We start from the raw sequence: 22,595 nt of genomic DNA, 5'->3' as shown, positions 1-22,595 counted from the left end.
CGCTCCATTTTAGGCTTTTCAAGCTGCGAAAAAGCGGCATTTCCCTAAAGCAGCCATAGCCCCGCAAGGGTTGACCGGTAGGAATTGCCCGTATTGCACCGAAATCGGGCCCGCAGCCTCAAGGTATCAAAGCGTTTCCTGCCCCTTGAGACCCATGCCGACCAGAAAGGTTTCGGCAGATTTGTCGCGCGAGGCCTTCGGCTTGAACGGCTTCACAGTCCGGAAATTGGCCTTGAACAGCTTCACGAGTTCGTCGTAGCCGCTGCCGTGGAACAGCTTGGCGACCAGGGCTCCCTCGGGCCTCAGGTGGTGCTGGGCGAAGTCGATGGCCAGCTCGATCAGGTGCGCCACGCGCGCCGCGTCCGCCGAGTGGATGCCCGAGAGGTTGGGCGCCATGTCCGAGACCACCAGATCGGCCTTGCGGCCCGCCAGCACCGTCTGCACCTGCGCCAGCAGGTCGGCCTCGCGGAAGTCGCCCTGCAGGAAGGTCACACCCTCGATCGGATCCATCGGCAGCATGTCCAACGAGATGATGGTGCCGTTGAGCTCGCCCGCGGCGGCGCCCCCGGGCGACATGCGGCGGCGCAGGTACTGGCTCCAGGCGCCGGGCGTGGAGCCGAGGTCGACCACCAAGTGCCCCGGCTTCACGAGGCCGAACGCCTCGTCGATCTCCTTGAGCTTGTAGGCGGCGCGCGCTCGGTAGCCCTCCCGCGTGGCGAGCTTCACGTAGGGGTCGTTGATATGGTCGTGCAGCCACGCCTTGTTGACTTTTTTGCTTTTGGGCTTGGTGCTCATTGGATAGCCTTCGCATTCGCTGCGGTATTCGCCTTGGGGCGGCCCGGCGGCTCATGAATGCATTCGAGAACGTCCGATAATACGGGGATGCCCGCCATTCAACTTACCCCTGCCGAGCGCAAGGTGCACCGCGCCGAAGCTCACCACCTGGATCCGATCGTCATGGTCGGTGGAGACGGGCTGACCCCTGCCGTGAAGAAAGAGGCCGACGCGGCGCTCAAGGCGCACGGCCTGATCAAGATCCGCGTGTTCTCCGACGACCGCCTCGCGCGCGATGCGATGCTGCAAGAGCTGGCCGAAGAGCTCAACGCCGCGCCGATCCAGCACATCGGCAAGCTGCTGGTGCTGTGGCGCCCGAAGCCCGAGAAAGAGCGCGTGGTCGACGAAGACCGCATGCCCGGCCCGCGTGATGTGAAGATCGTCAAGTACAGCAAGCGCGCCGGCCAGCGTCCCGAGATCAAGACCCTGCGGGTGCTCGGCAACCAGCGTCTCACCCCCGGCGGCACCATCAAGCGTGCCAAGGCGAAGCGCCCGTTGTCGGCCAAGAAGCGCAACCAGGCAGACTGAGCTTGGCGCCGGCGAAAGGCGCCGAGCGCCATATCCTCTGCATGAAGTGGGGCACGAAGTACGGCCCCGAGTACGTCAACCGGCTCTACGCGATGGTGCGCCGCCACCTCAGCGGCGATTTCAAGTTCGTGTGCCTGACCGACGATGGCGCCGGCGTCCGGCCCGAGGTCGCCTGCCTGCCGATCCCGCCGCTCAACCTGCACCTGGCGCCCGGCCAGCGCGACGGCGCCTGGAAGAAGCTCACGACCTTCGAGCGCGATCTGCACGGGCTGCGCGGCACCGCCCTCTTCCTCGACCTCGACGTGGTCGTCGTGGGCAGCCTCGACGCCTTCTTCGAGCAGCCGGGCGAATTCCTCATCATCCACGACTACGCTCGGCCCTGGCGGCGCCAGCGCATCACCGGCAATTCGTCGGTCTACCGCTTCGAGCTCGGTGCCCATGCCGACGTGCTGGCGCATTTTCGCGACAACATGGACCAGGTTCAGGCCGAGTACCGCAACGAGCAGACCTATCTTTCGGCCATGATGCACAAGCGGGGCAAGTTGGCCTACTGGCCCGCGGCCTGGTGCCCGAGCTTCAAGTACCACGGCATCCCGACCTGGCCGACCAATTACTGGGAAGCGCCCTTCGTGCCCGAAGGCGCACGGATCATGGTGTTCCACGGCGAATGCAATCCTCCCGATGCGCTTGCCGGCCGGCGCAACCGGGCCTTCCGCTACATCCGGCCCGCGACCTGGGTCGCGAAGTTCTGGAAAGAGTGACTGACGGGTCGGCGGCGGCTCAGGCCGCGGCCGGACGGGCGCTCATGCGCCACAGCAGCGCTCCCGCGCACAGCCACTGCACGAGGTACATGCCGCTTCCCACGGCATGCCACAGCTTCAGGTTGTCGCGCGCCAGGATCCGCGGCGCCACGGCGTACTGCTGCAGCAGCGCAAGCAGGAGCGCCGCAAGGATCAGGAAGATCGCGCCCATCGAGGCCGCATCGATGCGGTCGTCCATCTGGGTCCTGAAATGAACCAGCAGCAACAGCCCGCAGCCGATCGCGATCCAGCTCTGGGCCTCGAACAGCTGGCCTGCGAAGTTGCCGGCCACGGCCGGGTTGCCGAGCTTCGCAAAGAGCATCGGCACCACGAGAAAGCCGATGGTCGTGAGGCTGCCCCACCAGAAAGCGGCCAGCAGCAGGGCAAGACGCGCCTTCATGCGTGCGATCAGAGGTAGCGCACCGCCACGATCTCGTAGCGCTTGAGGCCGCCGGGCGTCTGCACCTCGGCCGTGTCGCCCTCTTCCTTGCCGATCAGCGCGCGGGCGATCGGGCTCGACACATTGATCAGGCCCTGCTTCAGGTCGGCCTCGTCCTCGCCGACGATCTGGTACTGGACGGCGTCGCCGCTGTCCTCTTCCTCGAGGTCGACGGTCGAGCCGAACACGACCTTGCCGCCGGCATCGAGTTCGGACGGATCGATGACCTGCGCGGCCGAGAGCTTGCCTTCGATCTCGATGATGCGGCCCTCGATAAAGCCCTGGCGGTCCTTGGCGGCTTCGTACTCGGCGTTCTCGCTGATGTCGCCCTGGGCCCGCGCCTCGGCGATGGCGCCGATGATCGCGGGACGGTCCTGCGACTTGAGCCTGCGCAGCTCTTCACGCAGCTTCTCCGCGCCGCGCTTGGTGATGGGGATGGTCGCCATATCTAGTTCTCCATAAAGCGAAACCGCCGAACGCTGCCGTTCGGCGGTCGATGGGGACGTCTCTCAAACGAGCGGACGTCCGGTCAGCCGGCTCAGGATGGCGAGCGGGCTCGAATCGGGATTGTATTGCTTTGACGCGGGCAGATGAAGGGTCTGCTCGAGCATGTACTGCCCCGTCATGACCGCGTGCGAGGTCTGGTCCGAAAAGCAGACCCAGACCGAACCGGGCGGAAACTTCGCGGTTTCCTGCGGCGAATCCGCCTGGTAGGCCATGTCCGACTTCATGCCGTCGTGCAGCTGCAGCATCAAATGGTCGTATTCGCTGCGAAAGGACTTGGTCACATGCAGCGCCTGCAGCAGCCTGGCTTGCCAGCGCGCGTAGGGCTTGGCGCGCGGCAGGAAGCGCTTCGCGACATCCTCGAACGGCTCGCCGACGCGCCACACGCGCGGCGCGCCTTCGGGATTGACGTTGGTGAACACGCGCAGGATGCGCTCGCCGTAGTTGGGCCGCGAGGGAAACGCGTCTACATGCAGCCGCCGGTCGTCGGCGCGCCACGATTGCACGCGCGTCTCGACCTGCGCGGGCCGGTAGCTCGTGGGCGCGAGGCGCAGCGCCGGTGTGTAGTGCGGCAGCAGCCCATGGATGAGTTGCGTGGCCTGTGCGCGGAACCGCCCCACCATCGTCGCGGTGGCGCGCTGTACCGGCGCGTCGCCGACGGCGCCCTTGAGCTGGCCCTCGGCATCGAGGCTGATGTTGCGCACGCCGGGCGCGAGCAGCCCCGGCGTCAGCAACGCCCGCTCTTCGGGCAGCAGCTCGAAGCCCAGCCGCGGAAAGTACAGGACCTTGCCCGCCTCCAGTTCCGCGATCCACGCCTCGTTGGGCGTGGCCGCATCCCAGAGCGCGAGGTCGAGTTCGACGAGCTGCGTCTGCATGGCCAGGCTCAGGCGGCCGCGGCGAGCTGCGCGTGCATCTCCTGCACCGAAATCACGCCGAGTTCGTCCATGAAGCCCATTCCCTCGACGGCCGCTTCGGCGCCGAAGATCGTGGTGAACGTGGTCACGCGCGCGAGCAGTGCCGAGGTGCGGATCTGGCGCGAGTCGGTTATCGCATTGCGGCGCTCCTCGACCGTGTTGATGACCAGCGCGATCTCGTTGTTCTTGATCATGTCCACGATGTGCGGACGGCCTTCGGTCACCTTGTTCACCGTGTCGCAGGCGATGCCCGCGGCGGCGATCGCCGCGGCCGTGCCCTTGGTGGCGATCAGCTCGAAGCCGAGCTTGGCAAGGCCGCGTGCCACTTCGACCGCGCGCGCCTTGTCGTTGTTCTTCACCGAGATGAAGACCTTGCCCGACTTCGGCAGGTGCGTGCCGGCGCCGATCTGCGATTTCACGAAGGCTTCGCCGAAGGTCTTGCCCACGCCCATCACCTCGCCGGTCGACTTCATCTCGGGTCCGAGGATCGTGTCCACGCCCGGGAATTTGACGAACGGGAACACGGCTTCCTTGACGCTGAAGTACGGCGGCGTCACTTCCTTCGTGACCCCCTGCGACTTGAGCGATTGCCCGGCCATGCAGCGCGCCGCGACCTTGGCAAGCTGGATGCCCGTGGCCTTGCTCACGTAGGGCACCGTGCGCGACGCGCGCGGGTTCACTTCGAGCACGTAGATGACGTCCTTGCCGTCCTTCTGCTGGATCGCGAACTGCACGTTCATCAGCCCGACCACGTTGAGCGCGGCCGCCATGGCAGCGCTCTGGCGTTTCAGTTCGGCGATGGTCTCGGCGCTCAGGCTGTAGGGCGGCAGCGAACAGGCCGAGTCGCCCGAATGCACGCCGGCCTGCTCGATGTGCTCCATCACGCCGCCGATGAGGGTCTGGCCCTCGGCATCGCGCAGGCAGTCGACGTCGCATTCGACGGCATCGTTGAGGAAGCGGTCGAGCAACACGGGCGAATCGTTGCTGACCTTGACCGCCTCGCGCATGTAGCGCTCGAGGTCGCGCTGTTCGTGCACGATCTCCATTGCGCGGCCGCCAAGCACGTAGCTCGGACGCACCACCAGCGGGTAGCCCAGTTCGGCCGCCTTCTCGAGGGCTTCGGCCTCGGTGCGGGCGGTGGCGTTCGGCGGCTGCAGCAGCTTGAGCTCGTGCAGCAGCTTCTGGAAGCGCTCGCGGTCCTCGGCCGCGTCGATCATGTCGGGCGAGGTGCCGATGATCGGCACGCCATTCGCTTCGAGGTCGAGCGCGAGCTTGAGCGGCGTCTGGCCGCCGTACTGCACGATCACGCCGAGCGGCTTCTCCTTGTCGACGATCTCGAGCACATCTTCGAGGGTGAGCGGCTCGAAGTACAGGCGGTCGCTCGTGTCGTAGTCGGTCGACACGGTCTCGGGATTGCAGTTGACCATGATGGTCTCGTAGCCGTCCTCGCGCATCGCGAGCGCGGCATGCACGCAGCAGTAGTCGAACTCGATGCCCTGGCCGATGCGGTTCGGGCCGCCGCCGAGCACCATGATCTTCTTCCGGTCGGTCGGCTCGGCCTCGCACTCGTCCTCGTAGGTCGAGTACATGTAGGCCGTGTTGGTTGCGAACTCGGCCGCGCAGGTGTCCACGCGCTTGTAGACCGGGCGCACGCCCAGGGCGCGGCGCTTCTCGCGCACGGCCGTGTCGGTGGTCTTGAGCTGCCTGGCGAGGCGGCGGTCGGAGAAGCCCTTCTTCTTGAGCGCGAGCAGCGTGTCGCGGTCGATGTCGTCGAGCGACTTGGTCTCGAGCTCGAGTTCGATCTTCACGATCTCCTCGATCTGCACCAGGAACCACGGATCGATCTTGGTCAGCGCGAACACTTCGTCGACCGACAGGCCCATGGCGAAGGCGTCGCCCACGTACCAGATGCGCTCGGGGCCCGGCTCGCCGAGTTCCTTCTCGAGCACTTCGCGGTCCTGCGTCTTCTCGTTCAGGCCGTCGACGCCCACTTCGAGGCCGCGCAGCGCCTTCTGGAACGACTCCTGGAAGGTGCGGCCCATGGCCATCACCTCGCCGACCGACTTCATCTGCGTGGTGAGCCGCGAATCGGCCTGCGGGAACTTCTCGAAGGCGAAGCGCGGGATCTTGGTGACCACGTAGTCGATCGACGGTTCGAACGACGCCGGCGTGGCGCCGCCGGTGATCTCGTTGCGCAGCTCGTCGAGCGTGTAGCCCACAGCCAGCTTGGCCGCGACCTTGGCAATCGGGAAACCTGTGGCCTTGGAGGCCAGCGCCGAGGAGCGCGACACGCGGGGGTTCATCTCGATGACGACCATGCGGCCGTCCTTCGGGTTGATGGAGAACTGCACGTTGGAGCCGCCAGTGTCGACGCCGATCTCGCGCAGCACTGCCAGCGAGGCGTTGCGCAGGATCTGGTATTCCTTGTCGGACAGCGTTTGCGCGGGTGCCACCGTGATCGAGTCGCCGGTGTGCACGCCCATCGGGTCGAGGTTCTCGATCGAACAGACGATGATGCAGTTGTCGGCCTTGTCCCGCACGACCTCCATCTCGTACTCCTTCCAGCCGAGCAACGACTCCTCGATCAGCAGCTCGTTGGTGGGCGAGGCTTCGATGCCGCGCTTGCAGATGGTCTCGAACTCGTCGGGGTTGTAGGCGATGCCGCCGCCGGTGCCGCCGAGCGTGAAGCTGGGACGAATCACGGTCGGGAAGCCGAGCGTCTTCTGCACCGCCCAGGCCTCTTCCATCGTGTGCGCAATGCCCGAGCGCGCCGAACCGAGACCGATCTTGGTCATCGCGTCCTTGAACTTCAGGCGGTCCTCGGCCTTGTCGATGGCCTCGGGGGTCGCGCCGATCAGTTCGACGGGCTTGTTGGTGGCCGCCCCGGTGTACTTGTCGAGCACGCCGTGGCGCCAGAGGTCGAGCGCACAGTTGAGCGCGGTCTGGCCGCCCATGGTCGGCAGGATCGCGTCGGGACGCTCCTTGGCGATGATCTTCTCGACCGTCTGCCAGGTGATCGGCTCGATGTAGGTGACGTCGGCCGTGGCCGGGTCGGTCATGATCGTCGCGGGGTTGCTGTTGATCAGGATGACCTTGTAGCCCTCCTCGCGCAGCGCCTTGCAGGCCTGGACGCCGGAATAGTCGAACTCGCACGCCTGGCCGATGATGATCGGGCCGGCGCCGATGATGAGAATGGATTGGAGGTCTGAGCGCTTGGGCATCTTTAATTGTCCTTGGTGAATCCGATGCCGCGGCCGCCGTAGGCGCCGGGCTTCGGCTCATCCATCAGTTGGTGGATCGCGGTGAAGACATCGCGAAAGTTCTGGTCGTATTTCTGTTCCAGCGCTGTCAGCCTGCGCTTCAGGTCGGCATGCTCCGACAGCATGCTGCGCAGCTTGACGAAGGTGCGCATGATCTCGATGTTGACCGCCACGGCGCGTTGGCTGCGCAGCACGCTCGAGAGCATCGCCACGCCCTGCTCGGTGAAGGCGACGCTGCGGTAGCGCGCACCACCCGAACCCGGCCTGTCGGCCTTGTTTGAGATCACGATTTGTGATCTCAAACTCGCAAGGTCTTGATTCTCAAGGGAAAAAGCAAAATCCGCGGGAAAGCGGTCGAGGTTGCGGCGCATCGCCTGCAACAGCACCCGGGTCTCGACGCCGTAGAGCTCGGCCAGATCCTGCGCGAGCATGACCTTCAGGCCACGCAGCACATAGATCTTGTTCTCGGCTTCGCGCAATGCCGCGAGCACCGAGACGTCGAGCACCGCGGACGCATCAGCCACGTGCCTGCTCCTCCATGAGCGCGGTGAAGCGGTCGAACAGGTAGCCGATGTCGTGCGGGCCGGGCGAGGCCTCGGGGTGGCCCTGGAAGCAGAACGCCGGCTTGTCGGTGCGCGCAAGGCCCTGCAGCGTATTGTCGAACAGGCTGATGTGGGTGGCGCGCAGGTTGGCCGGCAGCGACTTCTCGTCGACCGCGAAACCGTGGTTCTGGCTCGTGATGCTCACGCGCCCGTTGTCGAGGTCCTTCACCGGATGGTTCGCGCCGTGGTGGCCGAACTTCATCTTGAAGGTCTTCGCGCCCGAGGCCAGCGCCATGATCTGGTGGCCCAGGCAGATGCCGAAGGTGGGGATGCCGGTCTCGATCAGCTCGCGGGTGGCCTCGATGGCGTAGTCGCAGGGCTCCGGGTCGCCGGGGCCGTTGGCCAGGAAGATGCCGTCGGGCTTGAGCTTGAGCACGTCGGCCGCGGGCGTCTGCGCCGGCACCACCGTGATGCGTGCGCCGCGCTGGGCGATCATGCGCAGGATGTTCTTCTTGACGCCGTAGTCGAAGGCCACCACGTGGAAACGCGGCGTGATCTGCACCCCATAGCCCGGCTTGCCGTTCGCGTTCGCGAGCTTCCACTCGGTTTCGGTCCATTCGTAGGTCTGCTGGACCGACACCACCTTGGCCAGGTCGAGGCCGGCCATGCTCGGCGCGGCCTTGGCGGCCGCGATGGCCTTGTCGATCAGCGCCTGCGTGACCGCCTCGCCTTCAGCCAGGCCCAGGATGCAGCCGTTCTGGGCGCCGTGGGTGCGCAGGTGGCGCGTCAGCTTGCGGGTGTCGATGTTGGCAATGGCGACCGTCTTGCCGGCCACCAGGTACTCGTTCAGCGTGGCCGTCTTGCGGAAGTTGGAGGCGACGAGGGGCAGGTCCTTGATGATCAGGCCCGCGGCATGGATCTTGTCGGCTTCGATGTCTTCCTCGTTGACGCCGTAGTTGCCGATGTGCGGATACGTGAGCGTCACGATCTGCTGGCAGTAGCTCGGGTCGGTGAGGATTTCCTGGTAACCGGTCATCGCGGTGTTGAACACCACTTCACCGGTCGTAGAGCCCGTGGCTCCGATCGAATTGCCTTGAAAGACCGTGCCGTCTGCGAGCGCCAGGATGGCGGGCGGGAAACTTCCCTTGAGAGACAAAAGCACTGGGTTCTCCGGATGGTTACGGTCGCCCGGAAGCCCCAGGCGCGTTGCCTGCGGACTGCTGCTTAAGGGGAAGATGGCGTTGAAGGCGGCCGGGCGACGCTGATTTGCGAGTAAGCCCCCGATTGTAGCCCGGACTGCGCTTCTAGCCCGCCTGAAGGGCACTGCTGGCGTGCAGGCAGATGGCGGCGGCGGCGGCCACGTTCAGCGATTCCTCGCCGCCCGGCTGGGCGATGCGAATGTGCCGGGCCGCGCGGGCCTCGAGCGCGAGCGAGACGCCCTGCCCTTCGTGCCCCATGAGCCACGCACACGGATGCGGCAGCCGGGCCTGGTGAAGCCATTCGCCGCGGTGCGAGCTGGTGGCCACCATCGGAATCGTCAAGGCCTCGAGCGCTTCAGGCTCTACCCCTTCGATCAATCGCAGGCCGAAATGCGCGCCCATGCCGGCGCGCAGCACCTTCGGCGCCCACAAGGCTGCGGTGCCCCTGAGCGCGATCACCTGGGTGAACCCGAAGGCGGCCGCGCTGCGCAGGATCGAGCCGGCATTGCCGGCATCCTGGAGCCGGTCGAGCACCACGCTCGGCGCACCGGGCACCAATTCGGGGCGCACCGGCAGATCCAGCACGAAGCCCATCGGCGCGGGCGATTCGAGCCCGCTCACGCCGCGCAGCAGGTCGTCGCCGACGACCACCGTCTTGATGGCACTGCTGCGCCATTCGGCCGGCGCTGCCGCCCAGAACGATTCGGAAAACACCGCCAGGGCTGGCTGCACCCCGCGCGCCAGCGCTGCCCGGCACAGGTGGTCGCCTTCGAGCCACACGCGCCCGAGCTTGCGGTAGGCGCCCGGGTCCTGCGCCAGCTTGCGCAGGTCCTTGAGCAGCGGGTTGTCTCGCGAGCTGATGTGGGTCGGGCCAGCGGGTTCGGTCATGGGCAGATCACGGCGCAGTGCGCAGTTCGGGGTGCGCGGTCTCGGCGGCGCCGATCGGCACTGCAGCCGGTCCCACCGCAATCTCGAACGCCATGGTCGAACCCGCCGTGGTCGCGGTGCGCGCCAGCGCCGCAGCCACCGGACTGAACGTGCGGCGGTGATGCACGCAGGCGCCGTGGCGCAGCAGCGCCTCGAGGTGCTCGGGCGTGCCGTAGCCCTTGTGGCCCGCGAAACCGTAATGCGGAAATTCCAGGTCCAGTTGTTCGCACAGCCGGTCGCGGTGCACCTTGGCGAGGATCGACGCGGCCGAGATCGCCTTGACGCGCGCATCACCCTTGATGATGGCCTCGGCAAGCACATCGAGCGTCGGCAGGCGGTTGCCGTCGACCAGCACCTTGGCGGGCTTGAGCCGCAGCCCCTCGACCGCGCGGCGCATCGCGAGCATCGTGGCCTGCAGGATGTTGTGGGTGTCTATCTCCTCGACGCTGGCCTGCGCTACCGAGCAGCACAGCGCCTTCGCGAGGATCTGGTCGTGCAGGCGCTCGCGCTGCAGCGCCGTGAGCGTCTTGGAGTCGGCCAGGCCCCGGATCGGCCGAAGGTCGTCGAGGATGACGGCCGCGGCCACCACCGGCCCCGCCAGAGGACCGCGGCCCGCCTCGTCGACGCCGGCCACCAGGCCCGGCGCGTCCCATACGAGCGGCGCCTGCTCAGCCTTCAAGAACTTTCTGGATCGCATCGGCGCAAAGTGTCGGCGTATCGCGCTGCAGTTGCACGTGCAGCGCTGAAAATCTTTGTTGCAGCGCCTCGGTCTTCTCGGGCGCATCGAGCCATTCGAGCGTGGCCTGCGCCAGCGCTTCGGGCGTCGCGGCCTCCTGCAGCAGTTCGGGCACCACGAACTCCCCCGACAGGATGTTGGGCAGGCCGACCCAGGGCTGGAGCTGCTTGCGCTGCATCAGCCGCCAGGACAGCGAATTCATGTTGTACGCGATGACCATCGGCCGCTTGAACAGCGCCGCCTCGAGCGTGGCGGTGCCGCTCGCGATCAGGGTCGCGTCGCAGGCAGCCAGCGCGGCATGCGACTGGCCGTCGAGCAGCGTCACCCGCCCCGCCGCACCGCTGGCCTGCAGCAGCGCCTCGACCTCGACGCGCAGCCCCGGCAGGATCGGCGCGACGAAGCGCAGCCCGGGCCTGGCCTTCAGCATCAGCGCGGCGGCAGCGAAGAAGCGTGTGGCAAGGTAGCGCACCTCCGAGCGGCGGCTGCCTGGTAACAGGGCCACGACCTGCGCATCAGGCGGCAGGCCGAGCGCCGCGCGAGCCGCGCCGCGGTCGGGCACCATGGGAATCACGTTGGCGAGCGGATGCCCGACATAGCTGCCCTCGACACCCTGCGCTTCCAGCAGCGCCGGCTCGAACGGGAAGATGCACAGCACATGGTCGGCCGCGGCACGGATCTTCTCGATGCGGTCGGCCCGCCAGGCCCAGATCGAGGGACAGACGAAATGCACGGTCTTCATGCCGCGGCTGCGCAGGCCGGCCTCGAGGTCGAGATTGAAATCCGGCGCATCGACACCGATGAAGAGCTCGGGCCATTCGCGCAGCAGCCGCGCCTTGAGCTGGCGCCGGATGCCGGCGATCTCGGCATAGTGGCGCAGCACCTCGATGTAGCCGCGGACCGCGAGCTTTTCTTGCGGCCACCAGCTCTGGAGGCCATGCGCGAGCATGCGCGGACCCCCGATGCCCACCGTCTCGAGCGAAGGCCAGCGCGCCTGCAGGCCGTCGAGCAACAGGCCGGCCAGCAGGTCGCCGGAGGCTTCGCCTGCGACCAGCGCGAACCGCCGCTGCGCGTCCTTGACCATGGGTGCCGCCGGCCTCAACGCGCGATGCCGCGCGTCGAGCTGGCCAGGAAGCGCTCCATCAGCGCCACGTCCTCGCCCGCCTCGGGCGACTCGGCAGCCAGCGCGGCAATGCCGGCGCGCGCCTCTTCGAGCGTCTTGCCCTGGCGGTACAGCAGGCGGTGCATCTGCTTGACGGCTGCAATGCGCGCCGCGGAGAAGTCGCGCCGCCGCAGGCCCACCACATTGAAGCCGCGCACCGCGAGCGGATTGCCGTCGACCAGCATGAAGGGCGGCACGTCCTGCGACACCGCACTGGCGAAACCAACCATCGCGTGCGCGCCGACCGAGACGAACTGGTGGATGCCCGTGAGCCCGCCGATCGTGACCCAGTCGGCCAGGTGCACATGCCCGGCGAGTGTGGTGTTGTTGGCGAGCGTGGTGTGGTCGTCGACCTGGCAATCGTGCGCGATGTGCGTGTAGGCCATGATCCAGTTGTCGCTGCCCACGCGCGTGACGCCTCCCGCCCCCGGCACGCCGAGGTTGAAGGTGCAGAACTCGCGGATCACGTTGCGGTTACCGATCACCAGTTCGGTCGGCTCGCCGGCGTATTTCTTGTCCTGCGGTATCGCTCCGAGCGACGAGAACTGAAAGATCCGGTTGTCGCGGCCGATGTTGGTGCGGCCTTCGATCACGCAATGCGCGCCGATGGTCGTGCCCGCACCCACGCGCACGTGCGGACCGATGACGGTGTAGGGCCCGACGGAAACGGAGGCGTCGAGTTCTGCCTTCGGGTCGACGAGCGCTGTGGGATGAACCTGCGTCATGCCTTTTCGTTGCTGCGCAGGCTCAGTTGATCTGGCGCATCGCGCACATCAGCGAAGCCTCGCAAGCCAGTTCGCTGCCGACCAGCGCACGGCCCTTGAACTTCGAAATGCCGGCCTTCATGCGTTCGATCTCGACCTCGAGCGTGAGCTGGTCGCCGGGTTCCACCGGACGCTTGAAGCGCGCGCCGTCGATGGCCGCGAAGTAGTAGACCGTGTTGTCGTCGGGCACGATGTCGAGCGAACGGAACGACAGCAGCGCGGCCGCCTGCGCCATGGCCTCGAGCATCAGCACGCCAGGCATGACGGGGCGATGGGGGAAATGGCCGTTGAAGAACGGCTCGTTCATCGTCACGTTCTTGAGCGCCGTGATGCGCTTGCCCTTTTCCATGTCCAGCACGCGATCCACCAGCAGGAACGGGTAGCGGTGGGGCAGCAGCTTGAGGATTTGATGGATATCGAGCGTCGTCGTCATGATTGTCTGTTCCTGCATCTCTTCACTTTTTCTCGGGAGCCTTCTCCAGCGCCTTGAGTCGTTCGCGCAGGCCGTGCAACTGCTTCAGCGTTGCAGCATTCTTTTCCCAGCTGGCATTGTCGTCGATGGGGAACATGCCGGTGTACTGGCCGGGCTTGCGGATCGAGCGCGTGACCACGGTCGCGGCCGACACATGCACCCCGTCCGTCACCGTGAGATGGCCCAGCACAATTGCGCCGCCGCCAAAGGTGCAATGCGCGCCAATGGTCGCGCTGCCCGCCACGCCGACGCAACCGGCCATGGCCGTGTGCCTGCCCACGTGCACGTTGTGACCGATCTGGATCAGGTTGTCGAGCTTGACGCCGTCCTCGATGACAGTGTCGTCGAGCGCACCGCGGTCGATGCAGGTGTTGGCGCCGATCTCGACGTCGTTGCCGATGCGCACCGCGCCCAGTTGCTCGATCTTGACCCATGCACCTTCGTGCGGCGCGAGGCCGAAGCCGTCGGCACCGATCACCACGCCCGGATGCAGCAGGCAGCGTTCGCCGATCACGCAATCCTCGCTGACCGTGACGCGCGACTTGAGCACCGTGCCCGCGCCGATGCGCGCACCCCGCTCCACCACGCACAGCGCGCCGATGCGCGCCGTGGCGTCGACCACGGCTTCAGGATGGACCACCGCCGACGGGTGGATGCGCTCGGCTTCGGGCCGCGCATGACGGGCCTTCCACAACTGGGTGAGCCGTGCGAAATACAGGTAGGGATCGGCCGCGACGATGTACGCGCCGCGCGCCGCAGCGGCCTCGCGCATGGCGGGCGCCACGATGACGCAGGCGGCCTTGGAGACCGCGAGTTCCTGCTGGTACTTGGGATGGCTCAGGAAACTGAGCGCGTCCGGCTGAGCGTTCTGAAGCGGCGCAAGCCGCTCGATCGAGAGCGCCGGGTCGCCGTGAAGCTCACCCCCAAGGGCGCTGACGATGGCTCCGAGCTGCAACGACACGCCGTCTGCGGCGTTACTTGCCGCCCGCTGGCGCGGAAGAAGCGGTCGTGGCGTTCAGCGCCTTGATCACCTTGTCCGTGATGTCGTGCTTCGGATTGATGTAGATCGCTTCCTGCAGGATCGCGTCGTACTTCTCGGCCTCGGCCACCTGCTTGACCACGCGGTTGGCGCGCTCGTAGACCTGCTGCAGCTCTTCGTTCTTGCGTGCGTTGAGGTCTTCCTGGAATTCGCGGCGGCGGCGCTGGAAGTCGCGGTCTTGATCGACGAGCGCGCGCTGGCGCGACGTGCGCTGGCTTTCGGACAGCGTGGGCGCCTCGCGCTCGAACCGTTCGGAAGCGCTCTTCAGTGCCTCGCCCAATGCTGCGAGATCCTTTTCGCGCTTGAGGAACTCGGCCTCGAGCTTGGCTTGCGCATTCTTCGACGGCTGGGCCTCGCGCAGCACGCGGTCCGGGTTCACGAAGCCGATGCGAAAGGTCTCCTGCGCCTGGGCAGGCGCGGCAACCAGCGCAAAAGCGGGGATCAACAACGCGCCAGCGGCGGCGCGAATCAAATGCTTCATTTAGAAAGACGTTCCGATCTGGAATTGCAAGCGCTGGATTCTATCCTTCGGGATCACAACGAAGCCGGTGGCCGGATCCAGCACTTCCTTCTGGGATTTGACGGGGAAGGCGTAGGCGAGGCGCAGCGGGCCCAGCGGCGAGATCCAGCTGATGCCCAGACCCACCGAGGCGCGCAGCTTCTTCTGCGCCTTGTACTGCTCTTCAGACAGGCCGGGAGCGCGCGACCCGAAAACGTTGCCGACGTCGAAGAAGCCGTACAGGCGCAGCGTGCGGTCATTGCCGGCGCCGGGGAACGGGGTGCTGAGTTCGGCATTGAACACGGCCTTCTTGGTGCCGCCGAGCGCGGCGCCTTCGGTCTGGAAGACCAGCGGCACGTCGCGCGGACCGAGCGAGTTCTGCTCGAAGCCGCGCACCGAGCCCAGGCCGCCGGCATAGAAGTTCTTGAAGATCGGGTAGACCGCGCCGCCCAACGGCTTGGCATAGCCGAGGTCGGCGTTGATCGCGAAGGTGTACTGCTTGTTGATTGCGAAGAACTGCTGGTACTGGTAGTTCGTCTTGAAGTACTTCATGTCGCCCGCCACCCCGAGCTCGAGGTTGGCGCGCTGCAGACGTCCGGTGGTCGGGACCAATGCACTGTCGCGGCTGTCACGGCCCCAGCCGATGGTCAGCGGCACACCCCAGACACTCTTCTGGTCGCAGTTGGTCACGAAGAAGCCGGTGGCATCCTTGGAACACTGAAAGTAGCGCAGGTACGACGAAGGGGTGAACAGGCCCGAGAACGAGGTCGTCGAGTTCGGGTCGAAGGCATAGCGCTCGAGGCCGATGCCGAAGAAGACCGTGTCGACCTCGCTGAACGGCACGCCGAAGCGGATGGAGCCGCCCTGGTTCACGAGCTTGTAGTCGCCGTCGATGGTCGTCGAGTACGGACGCGTCGTGGTGTGATAGAGGCTGACCGTGCGCGAGATGCCGTCCTTCGTGAAGTACGGGTCCGTGGTGGTCACCGACAGGGTGCGGTTGTACTTGCTGGTATTGACCTGCACGCCCAGGAAGTTGCCCGAGCCGAACACGTTCTCCTGCGAGATGCCGAAGGTCAGCGCGACCTTTTCTGCGCTCGAGTAGCCGGCGCCCAGCTGCAGGCTGCCGGTGGGCTTTTCGGCCACGTTGATCGTCAGGTCGACCTGGTCGGGCGTGCCGGGGATTTCCTGCGTCTCGACGTTGACTTCGGTGAAGAAGCCGAGGCGGTCCACGCGGTCGCGCGACAGCTTGATCTTGTCGCCGTCGTACCAAGAGGCCTCGAACTGGCGGAACTCGCGGCGGATGACCTCGTCGCGGGTCTTGGTGTTGCCGCCGACGATCACGCGCCGCACATAGACGCGCCGCGACGGCTCGGACTGCAGCGTGAGCGTCACCCGGTTGTTGACGCGGTCGATCTCGGGGCGCGCCTGCACCCGTGCGAACGCATAGCCGAAGGTGCCGAAATAGTCGGTGAACGCCTTGGTGGTCTCGGTGACCTCCTCGCCGTTGTAGGGCTCGCCCGGCCTGATCGTGACGAGTGACTTGAATTCTTCGTCGCGGCCGAGGTAGTTGCCGTCGAGCTTGACCCCCGCCACGACGAACTTCTCGCCTTCGGTGACGTTGACCGTGACCGTCAGGTCCTGGCGATCGGGCGAGATCGCGACCTGCGTCGAATCGATGCGGAACTCGAGGTAGCCGCGCGTGATGTAGTAGGAGCGCAGCGTTTCGAGGTCGGCGTTGAGCTTGGTGCGCGAATAGTGGTTCGACTTGGTGTACCAGCTCATGAAGCCGCCGCTGTCCTGGTCGAACAGGCTCAGCAGCGTCGATTCGCTGAATGCCTTGTTGCCGATGACACGCACTTCGCGGATGCGCGCCGAATCGCCTTCGGTGACGGTGAAGGTCAGGTTGACGCGGTTGCGCTCGATCGGCGTGACGGTGGTCACGACCTGCGCGTTGTAGAGGCTGCGGCTCACGTACTGGCGCTTGAGCTCCTGCTCGGCGCGGTCGGCCAGCGCCTTGTCGTACGGGCGTCCGTCGGCCAGGCCGACTTCGCGCAGCGCCTTCTGGAGCGCGGCCTTGTCGAACTCCTTGGTGCCGACGAAGTCGACGTCGGCGATCGTGGGCCGCTCCTCGACGATCACCACCAGCACATTGCCGTTGACGTCGATGCGCACGTCCTTGAACAATCCCAGGTCGAACAGCGCGCGGATCGCGGCCGATCCACGTTCGTCGCTGTAGGTATCGCCCACGCGCAGCGGCAGGGATGCGAAGATCGTGCCGGGCTCGACGCGCTGCAGGCCTTCGACACGGATGTCGCGCACCGTGAAGGGCTCGACGGCCCAGGCTGCCGTGGCCGCCAGGGCGCTGGCCACCACCGCGGCGACGCTACGCAGGCGAAAGCGACTGAAGTTTTTGTTCATCTGAGAATTGGGCCGGCGCGCAAAGGGCCGGCAGAAAGTTAACCAAAGAGCCGCGTGACGTCGTTGAAGAGTGCGACCGACATCATGACCAGCAGCAAAGCGACACCGCCGCGCTGAAGCCGTTCCATCCAGGCGTCGGAGACACCCTTGCCGGTCAGGCCCTCCCAAAGATAATACATCAGGTGTCCTCCATCGAGGACCGGCAGCGGCATGAGATTGAGCACGCCCAGGCTCACGCTGATCAGGGCCAGGAACACGAGGTACTGCGTGAGTCCGAGGCTTGCGGACTTGCCGGCATAGTCGGCAATCGTGAGCGGCCCGCTGAGATTCTTGAGCGACGCCTCGCCGATCACCATCTTGCCCATCATGCGCACCGTGAGGGCCGACACCTCCCAGGTGCGGACGATGCCGCGCCAGAAGCCCTCGACCGGACCCTGCCGCACCATGATCATCTCGGGCGGGGCACCCACATAGGCACCGATCCGTCCCACCTTCGTGCCGCCTTCGTCGCGCACTTCGGGTGCCACTTCGAGCCGGAGCGCCTGTCCGGCGCGGATCAACTGCCAGGTCTGTGCACGCGGCTGGTCGCCGTCGATCGAACTGCGGATCACCTCGCGCAACTGCTGGCCGTCGACGATGGGCGTGTCCCCGACGACACGCACCACGTCGCCGCTGCGCAGGCCGGCGCGCTCGGCAGCACTGTCTTCCATGACCTGCCCGATCTCGGGAACGGTCAGGGGCGCCAGCAGGCCGATCTTGCGGAACATCTGCGGATCGGCGTCCTTGGCCTCCAATTGGCTCAGGGGCAGCACGATTTCGCGCGCGGGCCGGCCGGCTTCGCCCGCGATCTCGAGCGTGAGGTCGCGGCTGTCGAGCGCGCCGCGCGTCATGCGCCAGCGCAGGTCCTCGAAAGAGTCCACCGGCTCCAGTTCGCCTTCGAAGCCGGCGCGCGTGACATGCTCGCCGCCACGCAGCCCCGCCGCCTCGGCGAGCGAAGCGGCCACGGGGGGCGCGAGCCTGGCGACCGGCTCGTCCACGCCGATCCAGTTGACGGCCGTGTAGAGCACCACCGCGAGCAGCAGGTTGGCGATCGGCCCGGCGGCCACGATAGCCGCGCGGGAGCGCAGCGGCTGCGTGTTGAAGGCGCGATGGCGCTCTTCGGGCGGCACCGGGCCTTCGCGCTCGTCGAGCATCTTGACGTAGCCGCCCAACGGGAAGGCGCCGATGACGAATTCGGTTTCCTGCCCCGGGTGTTGGCGCTTCGGCCGCCAGCGGAAAAGGGTCTTGCCGAAGCCGACCGAGAAGCGCTGCACCTTCACGCCGCAGGCCACGGCGACGCGGTAGTGGCCGTATTCGTGCACGGCAATCAAGAGGCCGAGCGCAACCACAAAAGCAATGACAGTGAGCATCCTGATCCTTGTCGGTCGGCAGGGGCGCGATCAGGCGGCGAAGCGAAGCGCCGCCGCATTGGCCGCCGCCCGGGCGCTGGCATCGAGCGCCAGCAGGTCGGTCAGCGATCCGGGCTTGGAGGGGATGACGGCCTCCAAAGTTTCCATGTTCACCGCATGAATCCGGTCGAACCGCAGGCGCCGGTCGAGAAAGGCCTCGACGGCGACCTCGTTGGCGGCATTGAGCACCGCCGTGGTTCCGGGCGCGGCGCGCAGCGCATGCCAGGCGAGGCCCAGTCCTGGAAACAGCGCCGCGTCGGGCGCGTCGAAGCTCAGCGCGGCCATCTGCCGGAAGTCGAGGCGCCCTGCCCCGCTCTCGATGCGTTCGGGCCAGGCCAGGCCGACCGCGATCGGCACCCGCATGTCGGGGGTTCCAAGCTGGGCAATGACGGATGCGTCGGTGAACTGCACCATCGAATGGACCACGCTCTGCGGATGGATGACCACCTCGATCTGCTCGGGTTCGACGCCGAACAAGTGACGCGCCTCGATGACCTCGAGCGCCTTGTTCATCATGGTGGCCGAATCGACCGAGATCTTGCGGCCCATGACCCAGTTCGGATGCGCGCACGCCTGCTCCGGCGTGACCGAGCCCAGCGTCGCGGGCGCGCGGGTGCGGAAAGGGCCGCCCGAGGCCGTGAGAATGATCTTGTCGATCCGCCGCGCCCAGGTCGATGGATCTTCAGGCAGCGACTGGAAGATCGCCGAATGCTCGCTGTCGATCGGCAGCAGCGTGGCGCCGCCTTCGCGCACGGTGCGCATGAACAGCTCGCCCCCGACCACCAGCGCTTCCTTGTTGGCCAGCAGCAGCCGCTTGCCGGCTCGCGCCGCAGCGAGGCACGGCCCCAGCCCGGCGGCACCGACGATCGCAGCCATCACGGCATCGACTTCTTCGTGGGACGCGATCTCCTCGATCGCGCGCGCGCCGCTCAGCACCTGCGTCGGCAGGCCGTTCTGGTCGATCTTTTCGGCCAGCAGCGCGGCATGCGGCGCACTCGCCATGACGGCGAAGCGAGGCAAAAAGCGTGCGCACTGCGCCAGCATCTCGTCGACCTTGGTCGAGGCGGAGAGCGCGAAGACCTCGAAACGGTCTGGATGGCGTGCAATCACGTCGAGCGTGCTGACACCGACCGAGCCGGTCGAGCCGAGCACCGTGACCCGTTGTTTGGACATGTTCACAAGGAAGCCAGCATCATGGCAATGGGAAGCGCCGGCAAGAGGGCATCCACGCGGTCGAGCACGCCGCCGTGCCCTGGCAGCAGGCTGCTGCTGTCCTTGGCACCGGCGCTGCGCTTGATGAGCGATTCGACGAGGTCGCCGACGACGCTCATCGCCGCGAGAAAGACCACGCCAAGAAGCAGCAGCCACCAGCCGCGCTCGTGCAGCCGGGAGTACAGGCTGGCCACCGTCGCGCCCACGGCGCGGTCGGCCCAGACCCAGGCGAAGGCCAGCACGGCCACACCGACCATGCCGCCCCAGACGCCCTCCCAGCTCTTGCCGGGGCTGATCGCCGGCGCGAGCTTGCTGCGCGTGAACTTTAGGCCGAACGCCCGGCCGGCGAAGTAGGCAAAAACGTCCGCCACCCAGACCAGCACGAAGATCGACAGCAGGAAATTGATGCCGACCATGCGCGCCTGCACAGCCGCCAGCCAGGCCACCCAGAGTGCGAGCAATCCGCCGACCAGACGCAGGCCGCGCGGAATGCGCGGCCAACCCGGCACCGCGACGCGCAGCAAGGCGGCGCCGCCCAGCACCCAGGCCGCACTGGCCACCAGCCAGATCGGCAGCAGGGAACGTTCGAGCAGGCCGAGCCACCACGACAGCGCGCACAGCGCCACGACTTCCAGGCCGAGGAACACCGACAGCCGCTGGCCGTGGCCGTTCAAGCGGCCCCATTCCCAGCCGGCCGCGCCGATCAGCACCAGCATCACGCCGGCAAAGGGGATGTGCGACGGATAGAAGAGCGCCGGCAGCAGGATCGCCAACAGGACGACCGCCGTGATGATGCGTTGTTTGAGCATTCGGCTGAAAGGTGGAGGCCGGCCGCAGCCTCAGGCCAGTTGGCGATCTTGCGGGGACTGGCTGCCGGCCGTGACCTGCGCCGAAGTCTTGCCGAAGCGGCGCTCGCGCACCTGGTACGCAGCAATGCCTGCATCGAGCTCGGCCTCGTCGAATTCAGGCCAGAGCTTGCTGCTGAAGAACAACTCGGCGTAGGCGCTCTGCCACAGCAAAAAGTTCGACAGCCGCTGCTCGCCGCCGGTGCGGATCAGCAGATCCGGGTCGGGCACGTGCGCGAGGGCCATGGCACGGTCGAGGTTGGCCTCGGTGAGCGCCTCGCCCTGCTCGGCCAGGCGCGCAGCGGCGCGGGCAATGTCCCAGCGGCCGCCATAGTTGAAGCAGATGTTGAGGATCAGCTTGGCGTTCTGCGCGGTGTTGGCCTCCGCGTCGACCAGGCCCTGCACCATCTTCTTCGAGAGACCCGCGCGTTCGCCGACGAAATGCAGGCGCACGCCATCGCGCCCGAGCTTGGGCACCTCGCGCGCGAGCGCACCGACCATGATTTCCATCAGCCCCGAGACCTCCTCGGGCGGCCGGTTCCAGTTCTCCGACGAGAACGCGAACACAGTGAGAATGCCCACGCCGCGGTCGACGCACGCCCTCACGCAGCGGCGCAGCGATTCAACGCCCTGCTTGTGGCCTGCCACGCGGGGCAGAAATCGCCGCGTGGCCCACCGACCGTTGCCATCCATGACGATGGCAATATGGTGAGGAATCTGCAGCGAGGGGGAAGCCATGCGCAGCCTCAAACGGCCATGATCTCCGCTTCCTTGGCCGCGATCAGGCGGTCGATTTCCGCGATGTGGCGGTCGGTGACCTTCTGGATCTCGGCTTCGGCGCGCTTCTGCTCGTCCTCGGAGGCGAGCTTTTCCTTCACCAGCTTCTTGACCGACTCGTTCGCGTCGCGGCGCAGGTTGCGCGTCGCGACCTTGGCGCTCTCGCCTTCGTTGCGGACCAGTTTGGTCATCTCGCGGCGGCGCTCCTCGCTCATTGCGGGCAGCGGCACACGGATCAGGTCACCCATCGAGGCGGGGTTCAGCCCCAGGTCGCTTTCGCGGATGGCCTTCTCGATCTTGGCGCCCATGCCCTTTTCCCAGGGCTGGACGCTGATCGTGCGCGAATCGAGCACCGAGACGTTGGCCACCTGGCTCAGGGGCACCTGGGAACCGTAGTACTCGACCTGGATCGAGTCGAGCAGCGCCGAATTCGCGCGGCCGGTGCGGATCTTCGTGAGGTTGTTCTGGAACGCTGCGAGCGACTGATTCATCTTGGCGTCGGTCGCACTGCGGATTTCAGCAATGGTCGGGGTGGTCATCTCAATTTACTCCTCAGGCATGCACCAGCGTGCCCTCGTCCTCGCCCATGACGACACGCTTGAGCGCGCCGTTCTTGAAGATCGAGAACACCTTGATTGGCAGTTTCTGGTCGCGGCACAGCGCAAAGGCCGTGGCGTCCATGATGCCCAGATTTTGCGCGATCGCCTGGTCGAAAGTCAGCGTCGAATAGCGCGTCGCGTCCGGGTGGGTCTTGGGGTCGGCGCTGTAGACGCCGTCGACCTTGGTCGCCTTGAGCACCAGTTCGGCACCGATCTCGGCGCCGCGCAGCGCAGCGGCCGTGTCGGTGGTGAAGAACGGATTGCCCGTGCCGGCGGCAAAGATCACGACCTTGCCCTCTTCGAGGTACTGCAGCGCCTTGGGCCGGACATACGGCTCGACCACCTGCTCGATGGCGATGGCCGACATCACGCGCGCCACCAGGCCCTGCTTGTTCATGGCATCGGCCAGCGCCAGCGAGTTCATCACCGTGGCCAGCATGCCCATGTAATCGGCCGTGGCGCGGTCCATGCCCACGGAGCCTCCCGCGACGCCGCGGAAGATGTTGCCGCCGCCGATCACGACCGCGACCTCGACGCCCATGTTCACGACCTCGGCCACCTCCTCGACCATGCGCACGATGGTGGCACGGTTAATACCAAAGGCATCATCTCCCATCAATGCCTCTCCCGACAGCTTCAACAAGATTCGCTTGTGGGCTGGGCGGGCATCGGACATGGGC

Annotated in this window: 23 protein-coding genes; 2 read left to right on the top strand and 21 right to left on the bottom strand. The window is 66.5% G+C overall.

The features are described from left to right. Positions 1–126: 126 nt before the first annotated feature. The gene (locus AC3A6R_RS11165; RefSeq protein ID WP_487859297.1) at positions 127–795 is read right to left on the bottom strand and encodes an RlmE family RNA methyltransferase; all 669 of its coding nucleotides are present in this window, start codon (positions 793–795) and stop codon (positions 127–129) included. Positions 796–882: 87 nt separating this feature from the next. On the opposite strand from AC3A6R_RS11165, the gene AC3A6R_RS11160 reads away from it, so the two are divergent. After that, on the top strand, positions 883–1,362 hold the full coding sequence (locus AC3A6R_RS11160) for a YhbY family RNA-binding protein (protein ID WP_487859298.1): 480 nt from the start codon (positions 883–885) through the stop codon (positions 1,360–1,362). Positions 1,363–1,364: 2 nt separating this feature from the next. Beyond that, positions 1,365–2,123 carry a glycosyltransferase gene (locus tag AC3A6R_RS11155; protein WP_487859299.1) on the top strand — a complete coding sequence of 253 codons (759 nt, stop codon included), beginning with the start codon at positions 1,365–1,367 and terminating at the stop codon, positions 2,121–2,123. A 19-nt stretch (positions 2,124–2,142) separates the two neighbouring features. Here the strand turns inward: AC3A6R_RS11155 and AC3A6R_RS11150 are convergent, their stop codons facing one another. The 20 genes from AC3A6R_RS11150 to pyrH all read right to left on the bottom strand — a co-directional run bounded on the left by AC3A6R_RS11150 (position 2,143) and on the right by pyrH (position 22,591). Beyond that, the gene (locus AC3A6R_RS11150; RefSeq protein WP_487859300.1) at positions 2,143–2,562 is read right to left on the bottom strand and encodes a DUF4149 domain-containing protein; all 420 of its coding nucleotides are present in this window, start codon (positions 2,560–2,562) and stop codon (positions 2,143–2,145) included. Positions 2,563–2,570: 8 nt separating this feature from the next. Next, positions 2,571–3,047, bottom strand: a complete 477-nt coding sequence (gene greA, locus AC3A6R_RS11145) for a transcription elongation factor GreA (RefSeq protein ID WP_487859301.1) — start codon at positions 3,045–3,047, stop codon at positions 2,571–2,573. A gap of 63 nt (positions 3,048–3,110) precedes the next feature. Further along, a complete protein-coding gene (gene kdoO / locus AC3A6R_RS11140; RefSeq protein WP_487864411.1) occupies positions 3,111–3,980 on the bottom strand; it encodes a Kdo hydroxylase KdoO in 870 nt (289 codons plus the stop codon). A gap of 8 nt (positions 3,981–3,988) precedes the next feature. Continuing rightward, positions 3,989–7,240, bottom strand: a complete 3,252-nt coding sequence (gene carB, locus AC3A6R_RS11135) for a carbamoyl-phosphate synthase large subunit (protein WP_487859303.1) — start codon at positions 7,238–7,240, stop codon at positions 3,989–3,991. A 2-nt stretch (positions 7,241–7,242) separates the two neighbouring features. Next, positions 7,243–7,770, bottom strand: a complete 528-nt coding sequence (locus AC3A6R_RS11130; RefSeq protein WP_487864410.1) for an ORF6N domain-containing protein — start codon at positions 7,768–7,770, stop codon at positions 7,243–7,245. 25 nt (positions 7,771–7,795) lie between these two features. Further along, on the bottom strand, positions 7,796–8,983 hold the full coding sequence (gene carA, locus AC3A6R_RS11125) for a glutamine-hydrolyzing carbamoyl-phosphate synthase small subunit (protein ID WP_487859305.1): 1,188 nt from the start codon (positions 8,981–8,983) through the stop codon (positions 7,796–7,798). Between the two features lie 142 nt (positions 8,984–9,125). Then, positions 9,126–9,908 carry a TrmH family RNA methyltransferase gene (locus AC3A6R_RS11120; protein WP_487859306.1) on the bottom strand — a complete coding sequence of 261 codons (783 nt, stop codon included), beginning with the start codon at positions 9,906–9,908 and terminating at the stop codon, positions 9,126–9,128. Positions 9,909–9,915: 7 nt separating this feature from the next. After that, positions 9,916–10,644: a ribonuclease HII gene (gene rnhB / locus AC3A6R_RS11115; RefSeq protein ID WP_487859307.1), complete on the bottom strand. Its 729-nt coding sequence runs from the start codon at positions 10,642–10,644 to the stop codon at positions 9,916–9,918. Continuing rightward, a complete protein-coding gene (lpxB, locus tag AC3A6R_RS11110) occupies positions 10,616–11,764 on the bottom strand; it encodes a lipid-A-disaccharide synthase (protein ID WP_487859308.1) in 1,149 nt (382 codons plus the stop codon). The genes rnhB and lpxB overlap by 29 nt, the downstream gene beginning before the upstream one ends. Positions 11,765–11,778: 14 nt before the next feature. After that, positions 11,779–12,567 (bottom strand): acyl-ACP--UDP-N-acetylglucosamine O-acyltransferase, encoded by a 789-nt coding sequence (gene lpxA, locus AC3A6R_RS11105; protein ID WP_487859309.1) that lies wholly within the window; start codon positions 12,565–12,567, stop codon positions 11,779–11,781. 22 nt (positions 12,568–12,589) lie between these two features. Continuing rightward, positions 12,590–13,039 (bottom strand): 3-hydroxyacyl-ACP dehydratase FabZ, encoded by a 450-nt coding sequence (gene fabZ, locus AC3A6R_RS11100; RefSeq protein WP_280816786.1) that lies wholly within the window; start codon positions 13,037–13,039, stop codon positions 12,590–12,592. A 22-nt stretch (positions 13,040–13,061) separates the two neighbouring features. After that, on the bottom strand, positions 13,062–14,039 hold the full coding sequence (gene lpxD / locus AC3A6R_RS11095; protein ID WP_487859310.1) for a UDP-3-O-(3-hydroxymyristoyl)glucosamine N-acyltransferase: 978 nt from the start codon (positions 14,037–14,039) through the stop codon (positions 13,062–13,064). A 13-nt stretch (positions 14,040–14,052) separates the two neighbouring features. Then, positions 14,053–14,598, bottom strand: coding sequence for an OmpH/Skp family outer membrane protein (locus tag AC3A6R_RS11090; protein WP_487859311.1), 546 nt, complete (start codon positions 14,596–14,598; stop codon positions 14,053–14,055). After that, complete coding sequence (bamA, locus tag AC3A6R_RS11085) at positions 14,599–17,034, bottom strand: outer membrane protein assembly factor BamA (RefSeq protein ID WP_487859312.1); 2,436 nt, start codon at positions 17,032–17,034, stop codon at positions 14,599–14,601. It abuts the gene before it with no gap. 38 nt (positions 17,035–17,072) lie between these two features. Continuing rightward, the gene (gene rseP / locus AC3A6R_RS11080) at positions 17,073–18,443 is read right to left on the bottom strand and encodes an RIP metalloprotease RseP (RefSeq protein WP_487859313.1); all 1,371 of its coding nucleotides are present in this window, start codon (positions 18,441–18,443) and stop codon (positions 17,073–17,075) included. Between the two features lie 30 nt (positions 18,444–18,473). After that, a complete protein-coding gene (ispC, locus tag AC3A6R_RS11075; RefSeq protein WP_487859314.1) occupies positions 18,474–19,655 on the bottom strand; it encodes a 1-deoxy-D-xylulose-5-phosphate reductoisomerase in 1,182 nt (393 codons plus the stop codon). Positions 19,656–19,657: 2 nt separating this feature from the next. After that, positions 19,658–20,503, bottom strand: a complete 846-nt coding sequence (locus AC3A6R_RS11070; protein WP_487859315.1) for a phosphatidate cytidylyltransferase — start codon at positions 20,501–20,503, stop codon at positions 19,658–19,660. Between the two features lie 30 nt (positions 20,504–20,533). Then, complete coding sequence (gene uppS / locus AC3A6R_RS11065; RefSeq protein WP_487859316.1) at positions 20,534–21,277, bottom strand: polyprenyl diphosphate synthase; 744 nt, start codon at positions 21,275–21,277, stop codon at positions 20,534–20,536. An 8-nt stretch (positions 21,278–21,285) separates the two neighbouring features. Then, positions 21,286–21,855: a ribosome recycling factor gene (frr, locus tag AC3A6R_RS11060; RefSeq protein ID WP_487859317.1), complete on the bottom strand. Its 570-nt coding sequence runs from the start codon at positions 21,853–21,855 to the stop codon at positions 21,286–21,288. A gap of 13 nt (positions 21,856–21,868) precedes the next feature. Continuing rightward, complete coding sequence (pyrH, locus tag AC3A6R_RS11055) at positions 21,869–22,591, bottom strand: UMP kinase (RefSeq protein ID WP_487859318.1); 723 nt, start codon at positions 22,589–22,591, stop codon at positions 21,869–21,871. Between the last annotated feature and the right edge of the window lie 4 nt (positions 22,592–22,595).

This window comes from Variovorax sp. Soil_C_19, from assembly GCF_057657255.1.
This window is presented reverse-complemented; position numbering and strand designations above follow the sequence as displayed.

Coding starts and splice junctions, on each gene's coding strand:
- AC3A6R_RS11165 (WP_487859297.1), bottom strand. CDS start 795: ATGAGCACCAAGCCCAAAAGCAAAAAAGTCAACAAGGCGTGGCTGCAC.
- AC3A6R_RS11160 (WP_487859298.1), top strand. CDS start 883: ATGCCCGCCATTCAACTTACCCCTGCCGAGCGCAAGGTGCACCGCGCC.
- AC3A6R_RS11150 (WP_487859300.1), bottom strand. CDS start 2,562: ATGAAGGCGCGTCTTGCCCTGCTGCTGGCCGCTTTCTGGTGGGGCAGC.
- greA (WP_487859301.1), bottom strand. CDS start 3,047: ATGGCGACCATCCCCATCACCAAGCGCGGCGCGGAGAAGCTGCGTGAA.
- kdoO (WP_487864411.1), bottom strand. CDS start 3,980: ATGCAGACGCAGCTCGTCGAACTCGACCTCGCGCTCTGGGATGCGGCC.
- carB (WP_487859303.1), bottom strand. CDS start 7,240: ATGCCCAAGCGCTCAGACCTCCAATCCATTCTCATCATCGGCGCCGGC.
- AC3A6R_RS11120 (WP_487859306.1), bottom strand. CDS start 9,908: ATGACCGAACCCGCTGGCCCGACCCACATCAGCTCGCGAGACAACCCG.
- rnhB (WP_487859307.1), bottom strand. CDS start 10,644: ATGCGATCCAGAAAGTTCTTGAAGGCTGAGCAGGCGCCGCTCGTATGG.
- lpxB (WP_487859308.1), bottom strand. CDS start 11,764: ATGGTCAAGGACGCGCAGCGGCGGTTCGCGCTGGTCGCAGGCGAAGCC.
- lpxA (WP_487859309.1), bottom strand. CDS start 12,567: ATGACGCAGGTTCATCCCACAGCGCTCGTCGACCCGAAGGCAGAACTC.
- fabZ (WP_280816786.1), bottom strand. CDS start 13,039: ATGACGACGACGCTCGATATCCATCAAATCCTCAAGCTGCTGCCCCAC.
- AC3A6R_RS11090 (WP_487859311.1), bottom strand. CDS start 14,598: ATGAAGCATTTGATTCGCGCCGCCGCTGGCGCGTTGTTGATCCCCGCT.
- bamA (WP_487859312.1), bottom strand. CDS start 17,034: ATGAACAAAAACTTCAGTCGCTTTCGCCTGCGTAGCGTCGCCGCGGTG.
- rseP (WP_487859313.1), bottom strand. CDS start 18,443: ATGCTCACTGTCATTGCTTTTGTGGTTGCGCTCGGCCTCTTGATTGCC.
- ispC (WP_487859314.1), bottom strand. CDS start 19,655: ATGTCCAAACAACGGGTCACGGTGCTCGGCTCGACCGGCTCGGTCGGT.
- AC3A6R_RS11070 (WP_487859315.1), bottom strand. CDS start 20,503: ATGCTCAAACAACGCATCATCACGGCGGTCGTCCTGTTGGCGATCCTG.
- uppS (WP_487859316.1), bottom strand. CDS start 21,277: ATGGCTTCCCCCTCGCTGCAGATTCCTCACCATATTGCCATCGTCATG.
- frr (WP_487859317.1), bottom strand. CDS start 21,855: ATGACCACCCCGACCATTGCTGAAATCCGCAGTGCGACCGACGCCAAG.
- pyrH (WP_487859318.1), bottom strand. CDS start 22,591: ATGTCCGATGCCCGCCCAGCCCACAAGCGAATCTTGTTGAAGCTGTCG.